At 55.8% G+C, this 13,112-nt stretch carries 9 protein-coding genes; 3 read left to right on the top strand and 6 right to left on the bottom strand.

The window, feature by feature from the left end; genetic code table 11:
* Positions 1-56 precede the first annotated feature (56 nt).
* Together prfB and AC0QKW_RS07780 are read right to left on the bottom strand one after the other, a co-directional pair.
* Positions 57-1,182, bottom strand: a protein-coding gene (gene prfB / locus AC0QKW_RS07785) for a peptide chain release factor 2 (RefSeq protein ID WP_473150493.1) whose coding sequence is annotated in 2 segments (ribosomal slippage) — positions 57-1,106 and positions 1,108-1,182 — 1,125 coding nt in all. Because the reading frame shifts where the segments join, the coding sequence is not laid out codon by codon here.
* Between the two features lie 560 nt (positions 1,183-1,742).
* On the bottom strand, positions 1,743-2,396 hold the full coding sequence (locus AC0QKW_RS07780) for a GIY-YIG nuclease family protein (RefSeq protein ID WP_473150492.1): 654 nt from the start codon (positions 2,394-2,396) through the stop codon (positions 1,743-1,745).
* Between the two features lie 247 nt (positions 2,397-2,643).
* Between AC0QKW_RS07780 and AC0QKW_RS07775 the strand changes: the two genes are divergently transcribed.
* Positions 2,644-3,333: a manganese catalase family protein gene (locus AC0QKW_RS07775; RefSeq protein ID WP_473150491.1), complete on the top strand. Its 690-nt coding sequence runs from the start codon at positions 2,644-2,646 to the stop codon at positions 3,331-3,333.
* A gap of 799 nt (positions 3,334-4,132) precedes the next feature.
* On the opposite strand, the gene AC0QKW_RS07770 is transcribed toward AC0QKW_RS07775, so the two are convergent.
* Positions 4,133-6,526, bottom strand: a complete 2,394-nt coding sequence (locus AC0QKW_RS07770; protein ID WP_473150490.1) for an NACHT domain-containing protein — start codon at positions 6,524-6,526, stop codon at positions 4,133-4,135.
* Between the two features lie 634 nt (positions 6,527-7,160).
* Between AC0QKW_RS07770 and AC0QKW_RS07765 the strand changes: the two genes are divergently transcribed.
* A complete protein-coding gene (locus AC0QKW_RS07765; RefSeq protein ID WP_473150489.1) occupies positions 7,161-8,333 on the top strand; it encodes a benzoate/H(+) symporter BenE family transporter in 1,173 nt (390 codons plus the stop codon).
* Between the two features lie 308 nt (positions 8,334-8,641).
* The gene (locus AC0QKW_RS07760) at positions 8,642-9,322 is read left to right on the top strand and encodes an actin-binding WH2 domain-containing protein (RefSeq protein ID WP_473150488.1); all 681 of its coding nucleotides are present in this window, start codon (positions 8,642-8,644) and stop codon (positions 9,320-9,322) included.
* A 591-nt stretch (positions 9,323-9,913) separates the two neighbouring features.
* Here AC0QKW_RS07760 and AC0QKW_RS07755 read toward each other — a convergent pair.
* The 3 genes from AC0QKW_RS07755 to AC0QKW_RS07745 all read right to left on the bottom strand — a co-directional run bounded on the left by AC0QKW_RS07755 (position 9,914) and on the right by AC0QKW_RS07745 (position 13,094).
* Positions 9,914-11,278, bottom strand: a complete 1,365-nt coding sequence (locus tag AC0QKW_RS07755; protein ID WP_473150487.1) for an NAD(P)/FAD-dependent oxidoreductase — start codon at positions 11,276-11,278, stop codon at positions 9,914-9,916.
* A gap of 106 nt (positions 11,279-11,384) precedes the next feature.
* The gene (locus tag AC0QKW_RS07750) at positions 11,385-12,749 is read right to left on the bottom strand and encodes a GH1 family beta-glucosidase (RefSeq protein WP_473150486.1); all 1,365 of its coding nucleotides are present in this window, start codon (positions 12,747-12,749) and stop codon (positions 11,385-11,387) included.
* A 42-nt stretch (positions 12,750-12,791) separates the two neighbouring features.
* Entirely contained in the window at positions 12,792-13,094 is a 303-nt protein-coding gene (locus AC0QKW_RS07745) for a hypothetical protein (protein WP_473150485.1), read from the bottom strand.
* Positions 13,095-13,112: the final 18 nt, after the last annotated feature.

The following is a 13,112-nucleotide window of genomic DNA, read 5'->3' as shown; positions in this document are numbered from 1 at the left end:
GGGTTACCGGTGGACATTGCCCACCCTACGGCCTGAAACCTTATACCTTGAACCCTCTAAACCGTCTGCTCTTGGAGAACCTGATTTTCTTGGCGCAGGTAGGCTTGGATAAAGGCTTCCAGTTCTCCAGCCATGACGTCGTCGATGGCGGTGGTCTCGACCCCAGTGCGCAAATCTTTCACCATTTGGTAGGGGTGAAACACATAGTTGCGAATCTGCGCGCCCCAGCTAGCTTCGACCATGTCGCCGCGAATTTCGGCGATCGCCTGGGCCTGCTGCTCTTGGGCAATGATCAACAGCTTGGCCTTGAGAATGATCATCGCCTTTTCGCGGTTTTGCAGCTGCGATCGCTCTTGGGTGCAGCGCACCGAGATGCCCGTAGGCAGGTGGGTAATGCGCACCGCTGTCTCTACCTTGTTGACGTTTTGGCCGCCCGCCCCGCCCGACCTGGAGGTTTTGATCTCTAAGTCTTTTTCAGGAATCTCTAGCTCGATATTTTGGTCGAGAATGGGCATGATCTCGACTCCGGCAAAGCTGGTCTGGCGCTTGCCGTTGGCGTTGAAGGGCGAGATTCGCACCAGGCGGTGGGTGCCCTTCTCAGACTTGAGGTAGCCGTAGGCGTAGCGGCCCGTAATCTCCAGCGTGGCCGACTTTAGCCCCGCCTCTTCTCCTTCAGAAATTTCGACCAGGTGCACCTGGTAGCCCTGGCGCTCGGCCCAGCGGGTGTACATGCGCAGCAGCATCTCGGCCCAGTCTTGGGCATCGGTGCCGCCTGCCCCGGCGTTGAGGGTGAGCACGGCACCCTTTTTGTCGTAGGGGCCAGAGAGTAGCTGCTGTAATTCCCACTGGTCTAGGTCGTGGCTGAGGCGGCTGACGGTCTCGTGGGCCTCTTGGAGCAGCGCTTCATCTCGTTCGTCTTGCAGCAGTTCGAGAATGGCGGCGGTGTCGTCGAGGCTGGTCTGCCAGTCGGTGAGCTGAGTGAGGTTGGCTTTGTAGTCGCTCAGCTCTTGCAGAGTGCCTTGGGCCTGGGCTTGGTCATCCCAAAAGTCGGGCTGGGCGGCGACCTGCTCTAAATCTTGAATACGGGCTTCGAGGGCAGGAATGTCAAAGATAGTCCTGGGTTTTACCCAGGCGGTTGGTGAGTTCGTCGAGCTCGCGCTTGAGGTCTGTGGTGTCGATCATGGGGGTGCAGTGGTGAGCCTGAAAAATCACTATAGCGAAATAGCCGCCTCATATCGCCTCTGGGTCAGTGCTAGCAACAATCGGCAAAACACGACCACATCCCAACAAGCACTGCGGAACCTTCAGACTTGAACGCCGGGCAAATCTTATTATGAGACCAATTTAGCTCTTATTGGGTCCACTCCAGGGATTTTTAAGTCTCACCCCAAGACTTACTGAAGAGCCATTGGCCGTCAAGCCATTGCGAGATTCTCAGGCTTAAGCGCCTGGCCAATATTGCTATGAGACTAGCTCGGCTCTTCTTGGGTCTACCTCGGGGATTACTGAGTCTCGCCACGAGATTCATGAAAAGAGCCATTGGCATCAGGCTATGGCCGCACCAAGGTTGCGATCAGTGGCTGAGAGTATTCCAACTAAGCAAGCATTGCCTGCTAGGGCGCAAACTCGGCTTGCTAGCCGGTCGCATTGAGACCTCAAACGGTAATGAGTTGGCACACTCTACTGGCGTGGTGGCCGGGATCGGGGAACAGCGCTAGGGTTTTTCAGCCAGAAAAACCTCCTCAGGAGTGGGTTTGCTGGGTCTGATCGCGAATTAGGGCACTCCAGTTGTCATCGGTCATGGCGGCGGCTAGGTCTGTTTTAGGGTCGTTGGCCTGGGCTAAATCGTGTTCTTTAGACAGAGCGCCATCGGCCATGGCGCGGCGGAGTTTGAGCTTTTTGGCTTCGTAGGCTTCGCGTTCGACGGTAGACATGGCCTGGGTGGCGGCTTGACCGGCGGTGCTGGCCCAGGTGCCATCGATGTTGCCGGGGGGTGGGCTGGGCAGGGCTGCAATCCATTCATCTCGCAGGGCGGCCATGGCCTCGCGGCTAGGAAACCCAAAGGTTTCTACTACCACCTGGGCACAGACGTCTTCCCCTTTTTCGGCCAAATGGCTGCGGAGAGAAAGGGAGATATTGCGGGAGATGCCAATGAACTGGGTTTGACCAGCGCGATCGCATACCGCATAGACCCCGGTGACTTTGGCATCTTGGGTTTGCTCGCACCAGTCGGCAATGGAGAGGGGAGCATTGCCAGTGGAGGCGATGGGTGGGGTGGCGGCGGCGGCGGCATGCTCGTCAGCGGCGCTATATAGAAAGTCGTGGAGACTGCGATGCTCGACGGGGACATTCTGATGCTCGATGGCGTTTGGCGCGTCTGGGTTTTCGGGGGTCACGGGCTTGCCTCGGGTGGATAACCAGGCTCTATTATCTCCGACCTGGGCAAGGGCGAACCGTAGACTCCGATGGAATAGTCTTTGGTGCTCACCATCTTCTGATCTGATTTGGATGCTGTTTTATTTCTGATAGCAGCTGGGGGCGATCGCTATGTCTACCCATTTACAGAGCATGGTTAGCCTAGGGAAGGCCACCATATAACTACGAACTGGCTAAATCAAGCCACTAAAAATATCAAGGAAAATTATGTTTTTTCACAAGAAAGATCCTGTTCATACCGTGCAGGTTAATGAAGCCAATCCTGTATTTGCTCAGCTTTTGCTAGAGCAGTTTGGGGGTGCCACCGGAGAGCTGTCTGCTGCGCTCCAATATTGGGTGCAATCGTTTCATGTGGAAGATGCGGGCATTAAAGATATGCTCCAAGACATCGCTGTAGAAGAGTTTGGCCACCTAGAAATGGTCGGCAAGCTGATTGAAATTCACACCAAAAACGTTGACCAAACTGAAGCTTACAACAGCACGCTGTTTGCTGTACGCGGCATGGGGCCTCACTTTCTCGACAGCCAGGGCAACAATTGGACTGCCAGCTACCTGAACGAAGGCGGCGATGTGGTGCGCGATCTGCGGGCAAATATTGCTGCTGAGGCCGGGGCTCGCCAAACCTATGAGTCACTGATCAAACTAGCCACCGACGAAGGGACTAAAAAAACTCTGACTCACCTGCTGACCCGCGAAATTTCTCATACCAAAATGTTTATGAATGCTCTCGACGCCATGGGCAAACTCACCGACCCAATGTTTGGCAATATTCAGCCCGATGAGACTGTAGAGCTTTACTACAATCTCTCTAGCAATGGCGACGGCAAAGATGAGCGCGGCCCTTGGAACTCTAAACCCGACTTCAAGTACATTGCCGACCCGGTCAACTCACATTAGGTAGATAGATCTAATTAGGTGTAGGTGCGTTATCGCTGACGTGATGCCCCAAAGCAAACCCCGGCAGCTCTTGGGCTGTTGGGGCTACAGCGATCGCAGAGCTTGCAAAAACCACAAAGAGACTCAAGCGTAGCATAGCTAGACTCACATTAATATTACTAAGTCTCACCATGAGTAACGCCAAATCCTATCTGTATACCCCCTACGAGGTGTCGATTGCGAATCGGGTTGTGTGACTCGGATTTGGTATCGGTTGTTTCGTTAGTGTGGTGCTTGATTAAGAGCGCCTAGCGCTTTAGGTTGAGAATTTGGCTGAGGCGATAGTATTAAGGGGCTTTGTTGCTATCGGTGGTATGGATCAGGCGCTTTTAGAGCGATTTCAGCAGGCCTACAAAGATCTAGACCTGTTCCCTCTGGTGGAGCCGGAGGATATTGAGCGGTTTCGAGTGGACTAATACAAATCGTCCACGAAAGTGATTGTTATTGGTCACGAGGTGAATTCAACGAACATGCGGATGAGTTCATCTAAAAGGCCCATGGGTTTAACAAATACCTTGATTTTGGATCAGATAACGGCAATGTTTTGGCTCAAGCAGGGGGTGAGTTCAAGCGGCGGCCTGTTGTGTTTGATATGTAGGGAGCGATCGCAGCTATCAACTTGCAGCCCATCATCCGGGCTATGGGCACGGGTTTGGCCCTTTGCCCATTCTACAAATCGCGCGTAATGCTGACAACTTTGGTCTTGGCCATAGATTTTACAAGAGGGCGTAGTGCTTTCTTTTTACCGGGTGCCTTTGCGTTAGTTGGGGTAGGTGAGCAAGCGATCTTCTAGCTCGGCCCAGGCTTGTTTGGGTATGCGAATGGCGGCAGCTTTGCACCGTAGTAAAAGCTCTGTGGCGTAAAGGTAAGCTTCTAATGCTCCTAATTCTGCTTTCTCAAAGGTTATATCTTCCTGACCAATATCCAGAGTACTTAGCCAAATTGCTTCAAGCTCATCAGTTCGCTTTCTCCGATCTTCCATTGAACTACTATTGATAGACACTTCTCCAAATAGACTTTCAAGTTTGCCTATAAATTCTGAAAACCTGTGACTGGAAAAAACTTTAGCAAAGGCATTAAGATCAAGGCGAGGGAAAACATTTTTTCTGCCAGGCTTTTCTACAATGCTCCATGCAGAGGGATCACCAGATGAATCTATTAGAGTGCTTATTTCAATATCATTAACGTTTTTAAAGAAAAGTATCTCAATCCCAACACTTTCATCGTCACTCATGAAAAAAGTTCCACCCGTAACGTCAGGAATGCCGCTTGTGAGGTGCACAGAATTGATCCCATGTTCATTAAAAATTCTTGCGGCAACTATGTTGGCAGAACTGGCAATCGCACTTTCTATGCACATATAGCAAGCAATGATGCTTCCAAATTCAAGGATGTCAGATCTGTCAATAGATCTAGAAATATTGAAGGCGGTGCGAATAATTTTGTTTGTAACAATAGCTTTGCTGAAATCCTTAAGAATTTCAATGTCGCTGACTTTGGCAATATTTCTAATGCTAATAATGTCTCCAAAGCTAGTTCTAGCTATTAGCATGGCTAATCGCTCGGCTAGTGAATTTAACTCTCCTATAGAGCTAGTAGAATTTTTGTCTGTCCAACGCATAGCATTGAGTAATTTTTGATGTTTTTTGATATGGCTTTGGGATGCAGTTTCCATGGCTACTAAAAAGATAATGGCCTTATTGCCCATAAGCCCTGCCAACAGTAAAAACACCTCTCGCCAGCGTTTATCGGTCAGGTGGTGAGTAATCAGCTCAGTCTCTAGCCCTTCTTCTTTGATGTGAAAGGCGGTGAGATATTCTTGCAGCGTCAGGTGAGAAAACGAGTAAATATCGGTGGCCCGCTCGACCAAAATGCCCTGCTGGCGCTCGATGGCCCGCAGCACGGCGGCTCCATCCAGGTGCTTGGGAGCATCTAGGGTGTCAGCTAAAAACTCGCTAATACGCCGGACGATGTCGTCTTTGAGAAAGAAAAGCTGGTCTTGCTCAAAGCTTTCGTAGGCAATTTGGGCCAGCAGCACCTTTTCTAGGCCTGGGTGAAAGCCTTCATAAATGGGGTCGTGCTCTAGGCGCTTTTGGGCCGACCACTCAGACAGCAAAATGTCGAGGGCTTGACCGTAGAGGGTGCTGCGCTGGGTCGGCAATATTTGCTGCCGGTCGTATATCAAGCACAAAAAGGTCAGCAGCAGCGGGGTTTGGGCTAGCTCTTTAGTGGCTTTGTTCTCATCTTTTTGCAGCAGTTGCCAATATTTATCGGCGGTGCTGCTCTCTAGGTCGAGGGCTGAGCGAAACCAGCGGCGAATAAACTGCTCAATTTGCTCGTCGTCAAACTCGGCCAGGGTGACATCGGTAAAGCGCTTAAAGAAAGTACCGTGGCTACCGCGATAGGCGGCGATGCGGCAAGAGGCCACAAAGGCATTGGTGCTGTGGGCATCGACAAATTTCTCGATGTGCTCCACCACGCGGTTGAGGTTTTGGGTGGGCACTTCGTCTAGCCCATCCAGCAGCACCAGCAGCTTGCCCTGGGCCAGCGAAGCTTCGGTAAAGGCCTCTGCCTCTGGAAAGCCGCAGGTGGCAAACTCGGCGGCGATCTTTTGCTTGAGGTCAACCGCTTCATCCCGCAACTCTTTCAGCTCAATGAGCACCGGAATGCAGTCGCGCTGAATCTGCCCATGCTTTCGCAGCGCTTCTAGGCCGATTTTGCGCAGGAATGTGGATTTACCAATGCCAGGGCCACCCAGCACCATTAGGTATTGCTCGGCATTGGCGACCTGAATGCCGTCTTGCCGTGGAGATTCGCTAGAGCCAAAGCTGCGTCTACCCTTGGCGCGGTAGGTGGCTTCTAAATCATCGACGGCGGCAAAGTATTGAATGCTCTCGTCGTCTAGCAGTTTGACAGCGGTGTAGATATCTTCGAGGGGCAGCGGCTCTTTCATTAGCCCCGGCATAACCTTGACCTGGCACTGGTTGGCTTCGTAGCGCTGCACATAGTTCTGCGCGGCGGCGATGGCTTGCTGCTTGGCCTGAGTTTCGCTGTAGGCACCTTTGATTTGGTTGGCGGCGACTCCACCCGCCCGCAGGGCTGTTTCTAGAATCGTTGCTGCAATGCCGCCAATCGCGCTTTCAACCAGTGCCATGCCTGCTTGCCTAGACTATTTGCCCTCAGCCTACCACGCCCTCTCAGCAGCCCCAGAGCCCTTTGAATAGTTGCGTACCATGCAAATACTCAGGTCGCCGAATCCCTAACCAGAAGAGGGTTTTGAGATGACAGAAAAATATCTGGACTAATTTTGGACTAAATTTTCAAGCCTTTTTGAGGGCGTACCCAAGCCCTTATTGCACGGTGCTGAGCTTTAGAGAGTGCTCGCCTATCGCCAACCCAAGGGTACCTGACGCGCATTAAATTGACCCATGCGGCTGCCATCCAGCTAGCCAACGAGACTTGTACTGAAATCAGTCTTTTGCGTCTTTCAGTAGGACTACTAATGAGGCCACAAAGTCCCGAAATGAGACTTGCGATCGCCTCATGCCACCACTCCATGTCAAAACCCTAGGGACGCGATCGCCCAAAACCAGCCTCGAGAAGAGAGGACAATTGCCCTCTTCAGAAACCTTTTTGATCTCAGGCAAAGTCTTTTGAGTATCACTTGAAGACCTGAGAATAGATGCTCTGGTCTCAACCCGAGACAAGATCGCCACAAAAAAGTAATCCCATTCGAGCCTGAGATTCTGAAGTCCTGTAGCCTGAGTCCAGACGTAAAACCTGAGACCATGGCAGCCCAAGGCATTTTTCGCGACGTTTCTCTCTCGGCTATCATCGCTGGCTTTGTCACCGTGTTGGTGGGTTTCACCAGCTCAGCGGTGATTGTGTTTCAGGCTGCCCAGGCGCTAAATGCTACCCCCGCCGAACTCGCCTCCTGGATGTGGGCGCTGGGGCTAGGCATGGGGCTAACCTGCATTGGTCTCTCGCTGCGCTACCGAGCGCCGGTGGTCACGGCCTGGTCTACGCCGGGGGCGGCGCTGCTGATCACCTCAGCGGCGGGGGTGCCCATGGCCGAAGCGATTGGAGCCTTTTTGGTATCGGGTTTACTGATTACCCTAGCCGGGTTTACCGGCTGGTTTGAGCGGTTGATGAACCGCATTCCCCTCTCGCTGGCAGCGGGGATGCTGGCCGGGGTGCTGCTGCGCTTTGGGCTAGATGTGTTTGTGGCCATGCAGACTCAGTTTGCGATGACCTTCGCCATGTTTTGTACCTACCTGGCCATGCGGCGGGTGAATCCGCGTTATGCGGTGGTGGTGGCGCTGGCGGTGGGGGTGGCGATCGCCGCTTTGCAAAACCTGATCCAGTTCGACACCGTCAGTCTGCAACTGGCTCAGCCGGTCTTCATCGCCCCCCGCTTTTCACTGGCAGCTCTAGTTGGCGTGGCGCTACCGCTGTTTGTTGTCACCATGGCCTCCCAAAACGTGCCGGGGGTCGCCGTTCTGCAAGCGTCGGGCTATGGTGACGTACCCATCTCGCCGATCATTGGCTGGACGGGGGCCGCCACCGTCATCCTCGCCCCCTTTGGGGCTTTTGCTTTGAACTTGGCCGCCATTACCGCCGCCATTTGCATGGGGCGCGAAGCTCACGAAGACCCCGGCAGGCGCTATGTGGCTGCGATCGCCGCCGGGTTTTTCTACCTGATGATTGGGCTGTTTGGGGCCACTGTCGCCGCCGTGTTTGCCGCCTTTCCCTCAGAGCTGGTGCTGGCGATCGCGGGTCTCGCCCTGCTGGGCACCATCGGCAATGGCCTCTTTACGGCTCTGCGCGACGAAACCCAGCGCGAACCGGCCCTGATCACCTTTCTCGTCACCGCCTCCGGCATCACCCTCCTCGGCATTGGCTCCGCCTTTTGGGGCCTACTCGCTGGAACCTTCGCCCTTCTCCTAACCACCAAACGCTAGTGGTCTGTCAAGCCTAAGTTTGTAGGTTGGGTGGCGCGCTAGCATAACCCAACAATGCTGACTGCCGTTGGTTACGCTCCGCTTCACCCAACCTACAGGAACCCCAATTTTTAGCTTTGACGCTGCACTAGTCAGTTGGTGCGATCGCCAGTGTGTGGGGCGAGGTCAGCCCTATCAGATCAGAGAGCGGCCAATGTCTTCTGACAGCGCTGGCTCGAAAACCCACTGCCGACCTTATCCGACTTTTTTGGCCGGGGGGTTGGCTATGCTCGGTAGAAGCCGTAACCGCTGTCTCTCTGAGCAAGCCGATGGAACATTTCTCAACGTTGATTTTGCTGCTGCGCGATCGCACCACCTTTCTAGAAGAGGTGCGCCAAGACAAAAAGATTGGGTCTAAGATTTTGTCGTTGCTGGTGGTCAGTTCGCTATTTTTTGCCGTCTATGGGGCCATTATTGGCTCCTCTAGTGGCTGGCAACAGCTGCTGGTGTCGATGGTCAAGCTCCCGGCTCTTTACCTGCTGACGCTGCTGATTTGTCTGCCAACACTCTACTTTTTCGATATTTTGTTTGGCTCAAAAGCTAATTTTCGCCAATATGCGGTGCTCAGTCTGACCACGGTGTCGGTGATTAGCGTGCTGTTGTTTAGCTTTGCGCCGGTTACGCTCTTCTTTTTGGTCTCGATTCGCAGCTACCATTTCTTTTTGCTGCTGAATGTGGCCATTTTTGGCCTGACGGGGTTTATTGGGGTGCGGCTGTTTTATTCAGGCATTCGGTCAGTGATGAATTTTACCGACGATACGCCAAAAATTCGCAACCGGCTGCTGCTGTTTTGGTTGACGCTCTACGGCCTCGTGGGCAGCCAGCTGGGCTGGACCCTACGGCCCTTTTTTGGCTCTCCTGACCAACCGTTTCAGCTCTTCCGCGAGGTGGAGGGCAACTTTTATTCTCAGGTGATTCACACTTTCTTTTCACTACTGTTTGGCCGATGACCACGACATTACAGGCACTGCAAATCACCGCCGCTGAGCTCGATCAGCTGACCGGGCTGGAAATTGGCTCGGTGTTTATGGGGGGTATAGTGCGCCCTTCGGTGCTGCGATCGCCCCGGCGGTTGCTGTCTCTGGTGATTACCGAAGGGCTGGTGCTAGGGGTGGCGTTTATTCTCTGCTTTGGGGCGGCACTGGTGCTGGTACGCCAGCGGGCGGGCTTTGATCGGGTGGGGGCGCTGCTGCTCGGGGTAGCTGGCGCGATCGCCCTGGGCGCGGTGCTCTGGCACCTCTACCAGTGGCGGCGGTCAAAAACCCTGGGGCCGCTGGCCCGTCTGCTAGACGCCGTCGATCGCCACAATGAGATCATCCAGGCGGTGCAGGTAATGGATGAGCTAGCGGCGGTGCAGGTTGAGGCCGTGGGGCTAGCCAACCAGGCCGAGGTGATGACCGCCCTACAGGCCACCCACGACAGTCTCATTTCGGCCCTGATGACCGACAAAATTTTGCGCAGCCACCGACCATTAATGCAGCGTCGCCAGGCCCTGTTTAGCACTATAGAAACCAGTTTGGCCACTCTGCAAACCCTGCACATTACCCACCAGGCCAGCGAGTATCGGCAGTTTTTGCAGGAGGCTCTCGCCATTGGGCTGACGGTTCAGCAGGAGATGGCAGAGTCAGGGCTTTCCAGGCGGTGCGAGGATGCAGCAACAGGGCCGGGGGTTTAGCCAGGTGGGCCACCTCCACAAAGTCGCAGTGAATTTTGGGGTCGCGGGTAGCCGCCCGTATGACCCGATCAAAGTAGCGCTGGAACTGCTGACTGAGCCAGCCGGGGCGATCGCCCATGGTCATGGGCCAGCGAAAATCTTCGCTGGTGGCCATCAGCCAGAGGGGCGTTAGCGATTGGGCCAGCTGCCGCTGAAACCGCAGGGCCAGCCCCGGTCGGTGGGGGCGCTGCAAACAGCGATCTAACAGCGAGGCTCCGAGGGCGGCGGCGGTCATGCCCTGGCCATAGACGGGGTTGAAGGCGCACACGGCATCGCCCAGGGCTACCACCCCGTCGGGCATAGCGGGCAGCTTTTCAAAATGACGCCAGTGGTTTTCGGTGCGGCGGTAGCACTGAATGGGCGAGAGCGGCTCCCAGGTGGCGATGGCCTGGGCAATGGTAGAGTCACGCAACCCCTGGGCAAAGGCCAAAAATTCGGCCTCATCCGCCGAGGGATAGTCTTTCTCGATGCCGGTGAGGGTAACCACGCAGCGATCGCCCTCCACCGGGTAGAGCACGCCGCCCCGCCGGGTCTCCCCAGGTTTAGCGGCCACGATTACACCCTTGATCGCCTCGTGCTGCGGCCACCGATACCACCGGCTGGCATAGCCCAGAAACGAATTGACCGTGGTCTCGGGGGGGCGCTGGTAGCCCAAATCCACCAGCCAGTCGGCCAGCTTGGAGTTGCGGCCCGAGGCATCGACCACCCATTCGGCGGCCAGGGTTTGGGCATCCCCGGCCAAGACCACCCCACTCACGCCAGACCCGCCGTTGGCCACTAACCCCTTGACGGCGGTGGCTTCCTGAAGCTGAAAGCCGGGCATCTGGAGCAGGCGATCGCGCAGATACCACTCCAGCAGCAGCCGACTGCAAATTAGCCCTTCCAGGTTAGACCGGTGCTCGGGCATGTAGTCCCACAGGGTCAACAGCCGCCAGTCTGCCGTCCAGTTGAGTCGCAGGGCACCTTTAGCTGCCAGGTCTGAGGTCAGCCCTGGAAAGAGTTCTTCTAAAATCTGGTGCCCCCGCAGCAGCAGCGCATGGACATGCTGGGCCTGGGGCACGCCAGCCCGGGGGCTGGGGCTCTCCGGGAAGCGATCGCGCTCAAGCAGGGTGACGCGATCGAAGTGGCTGAGCAGCACCCGCGCCGCCAGCAGACCGGCGATGCTGCCACCTATCACAATGGCATGGGCCATAGGAAAGAGACCGCCCTCTGAGAACATTCGACAGTTAATATTCTACAGCACGAGCAAAATCCCCCAAAAGCCTGGGCTGAACCGCCTGGCGCGAGGGTGCCCGCCACTACAGAATGCGATTTTCGGCCAGGCAGCGGGCATACCAGTGAAAGCTGGCCTTGGGAATGCGCCGCTGGGTGGAATAGTCGACGTAGGTGATGCCAAACCGGCGATCGTAGCCGTAGGCCCATTCAAAATTGTCTAAAAAGCTCCAGAGAAAGTAGCCCATCAGCGGGTAGCCCTCCTGCACGGTGCGGTGGGCCGAGCGTAAGTACTGCTGGAGATATTGAATGCGATCGAGATCCAGCACCTCGTCTTCGGGGGTGAGATAATCTTGGGCAGCGCAGCCGTTTTCGCTGATGAAGACCCGCAGCTCAGGCCGGTGAAGCGTATCGCTGATGTGGCGCACGCCCCAGTAGAGGCTGTCGGGCAGCAGGTGCAGCCAGGGCATGTGTAAGCGCGGATACCCTCTAGGGAAAGGCAGTAGGCTAAAACCGCAGGCATTCTCGGCAGCCCGCACATAAACACCGGTGTAGACATTAAACCCGAGAGAGTCTAGGGGTTGGTGAATGATAGCCAGGTCGCCGGGCTGAAAGTCGGGGGCGTCTTGGCCCAAATCCTCTAGGAGCTGAGGACTGTACTCGCCGGTCAGGGCCGGGTAGAGAATGCCGCCGTTGGTGCCGGCGCGAGGAAAGGCGGCCTGGGCGGCGGCGATATCCTCGGGGGTGTCGGTGAGGGGCACGGTGGCCAGGTAGTTGTCGACCAGGGCCACCTGACAGGGCTGGGGCGAGTGGGCGCGAATAGCCTGGCAGCCCAGACCGTGAGCCAACAGAGCGTGGTGAGAAGTCTGCCAGACTTCTTTGGCGGTTTTGACCACGGTGCCGGGGGCCATCTCGGGCACTTTACCCACCCCGTAGCCCAGGTGGGTAAAGCAAAAAATTTCGTTCAGGGTCATCCAGTGGGTGATGCGATCGCCCAGCTTTTTCACCACCACCGCTGCATAATCAGCAAAATCCTGCGCCATGCGGCGACTGCGCCACGAGCCGTATTCCTCCTCCAGCGCCTGGGGGCTATCCCAATGAAATAGGGTGGCATGGGGGGTAATGCCAAACTCCAGCAGGGTGTCAACCAGCTCGCTGTAAAAGGCTAGCCCGGCCTCGTTCACCGCGCCGCGCCCCTGGGGCAAAATGCGCGGCCAGGAAATACTGAAACGGTAGTGGCGTACCCCCAGATCTGCCATCAGGGCAATGTCGTCGCGGTAGCGGTGGACATGATCGCAGGCGATCGCCCCGGTGTCGCCATTGAGCACCCGCCCAGGCGTCTGGCTAAAGGTGTCCCACACGCTGGGGCCGCGCCCGTCCGCCCCGCCCTCAATCTGGTACGACGAGGTGGCCACCCCCCACTGAAACCCCGGCGGAAATGCGTAGACCATGCGGGTAAAGACTTTTTCCTACATCAACTCACCTTTATCTTCTCAGCTAGCGGTGAGCCCCAGCACCAAAATGCCGATCAGAGTGACCAGGCCCAGGGCGCGACGAAAATAGTTCACCCCGTCAAACAGCTCCAGCCAAGCCCAGGTAAACCAGGCCCCAAAGCTGACTAAGCCCGCCGCAGTTTGTACCGTGCCGCTGGGCAGCAGCAACTGGCTCAGGGTGGCGACCACAGCCACGCCTACAGGGAGGTTAGGGGGTTGGGCAATCACAATCTGGCCGTTGCGATCGCGAAAGATGCGATCAAACCCGGTGGGGCTGGGGGAATGGTCTACGGGTTGATTCATCGCAAAGGGTTGCTCGTA

The organism is Pseudanabaena sp. PCC 9330 (genome assembly GCF_055795045.1).
Note: the sequence above shows the minus strand (reverse complement) of the source record. Positions and strands in the feature narration are given on the sequence as shown.

Excerpts from the sequence above, each read along its gene's own strand:
- AC0QKW_RS07775 (WP_473150491.1), top strand. The coding sequence starts at position 2,644 with ATGTTTTTTCACAAGAAAGATCCTGTTCATACCGTGCAGGTTAATGAA.
- AC0QKW_RS07770 (WP_473150490.1), bottom strand. The coding sequence starts at position 6,526 with ATGGCACTGGTTGAAAGCGCGATTGGCGGCATTGCAGCAACGATTCTA.
- AC0QKW_RS07765 (WP_473150489.1), top strand. The coding sequence starts at position 7,161 with ATGGCAGCCCAAGGCATTTTTCGCGACGTTTCTCTCTCGGCTATCATC.
- AC0QKW_RS07760 (WP_473150488.1), top strand. The coding sequence starts at position 8,642 with ATGGAACATTTCTCAACGTTGATTTTGCTGCTGCGCGATCGCACCACC.
- AC0QKW_RS07755 (WP_473150487.1), bottom strand. The coding sequence starts at position 11,278 with ATGGCCCATGCCATTGTGATAGGTGGCAGCATCGCCGGTCTGCTGGCG.
- AC0QKW_RS07750 (WP_473150486.1), bottom strand. The coding sequence starts at position 12,749 with ATGGTCTACGCATTTCCGCCGGGGTTTCAGTGGGGGGTGGCCACCTCG.
- AC0QKW_RS07745 (WP_473150485.1), bottom strand. The coding sequence starts at position 13,094 with ATGAATCAACCCGTAGACCATTCCCCCAGCCCCACCGGGTTTGATCGC.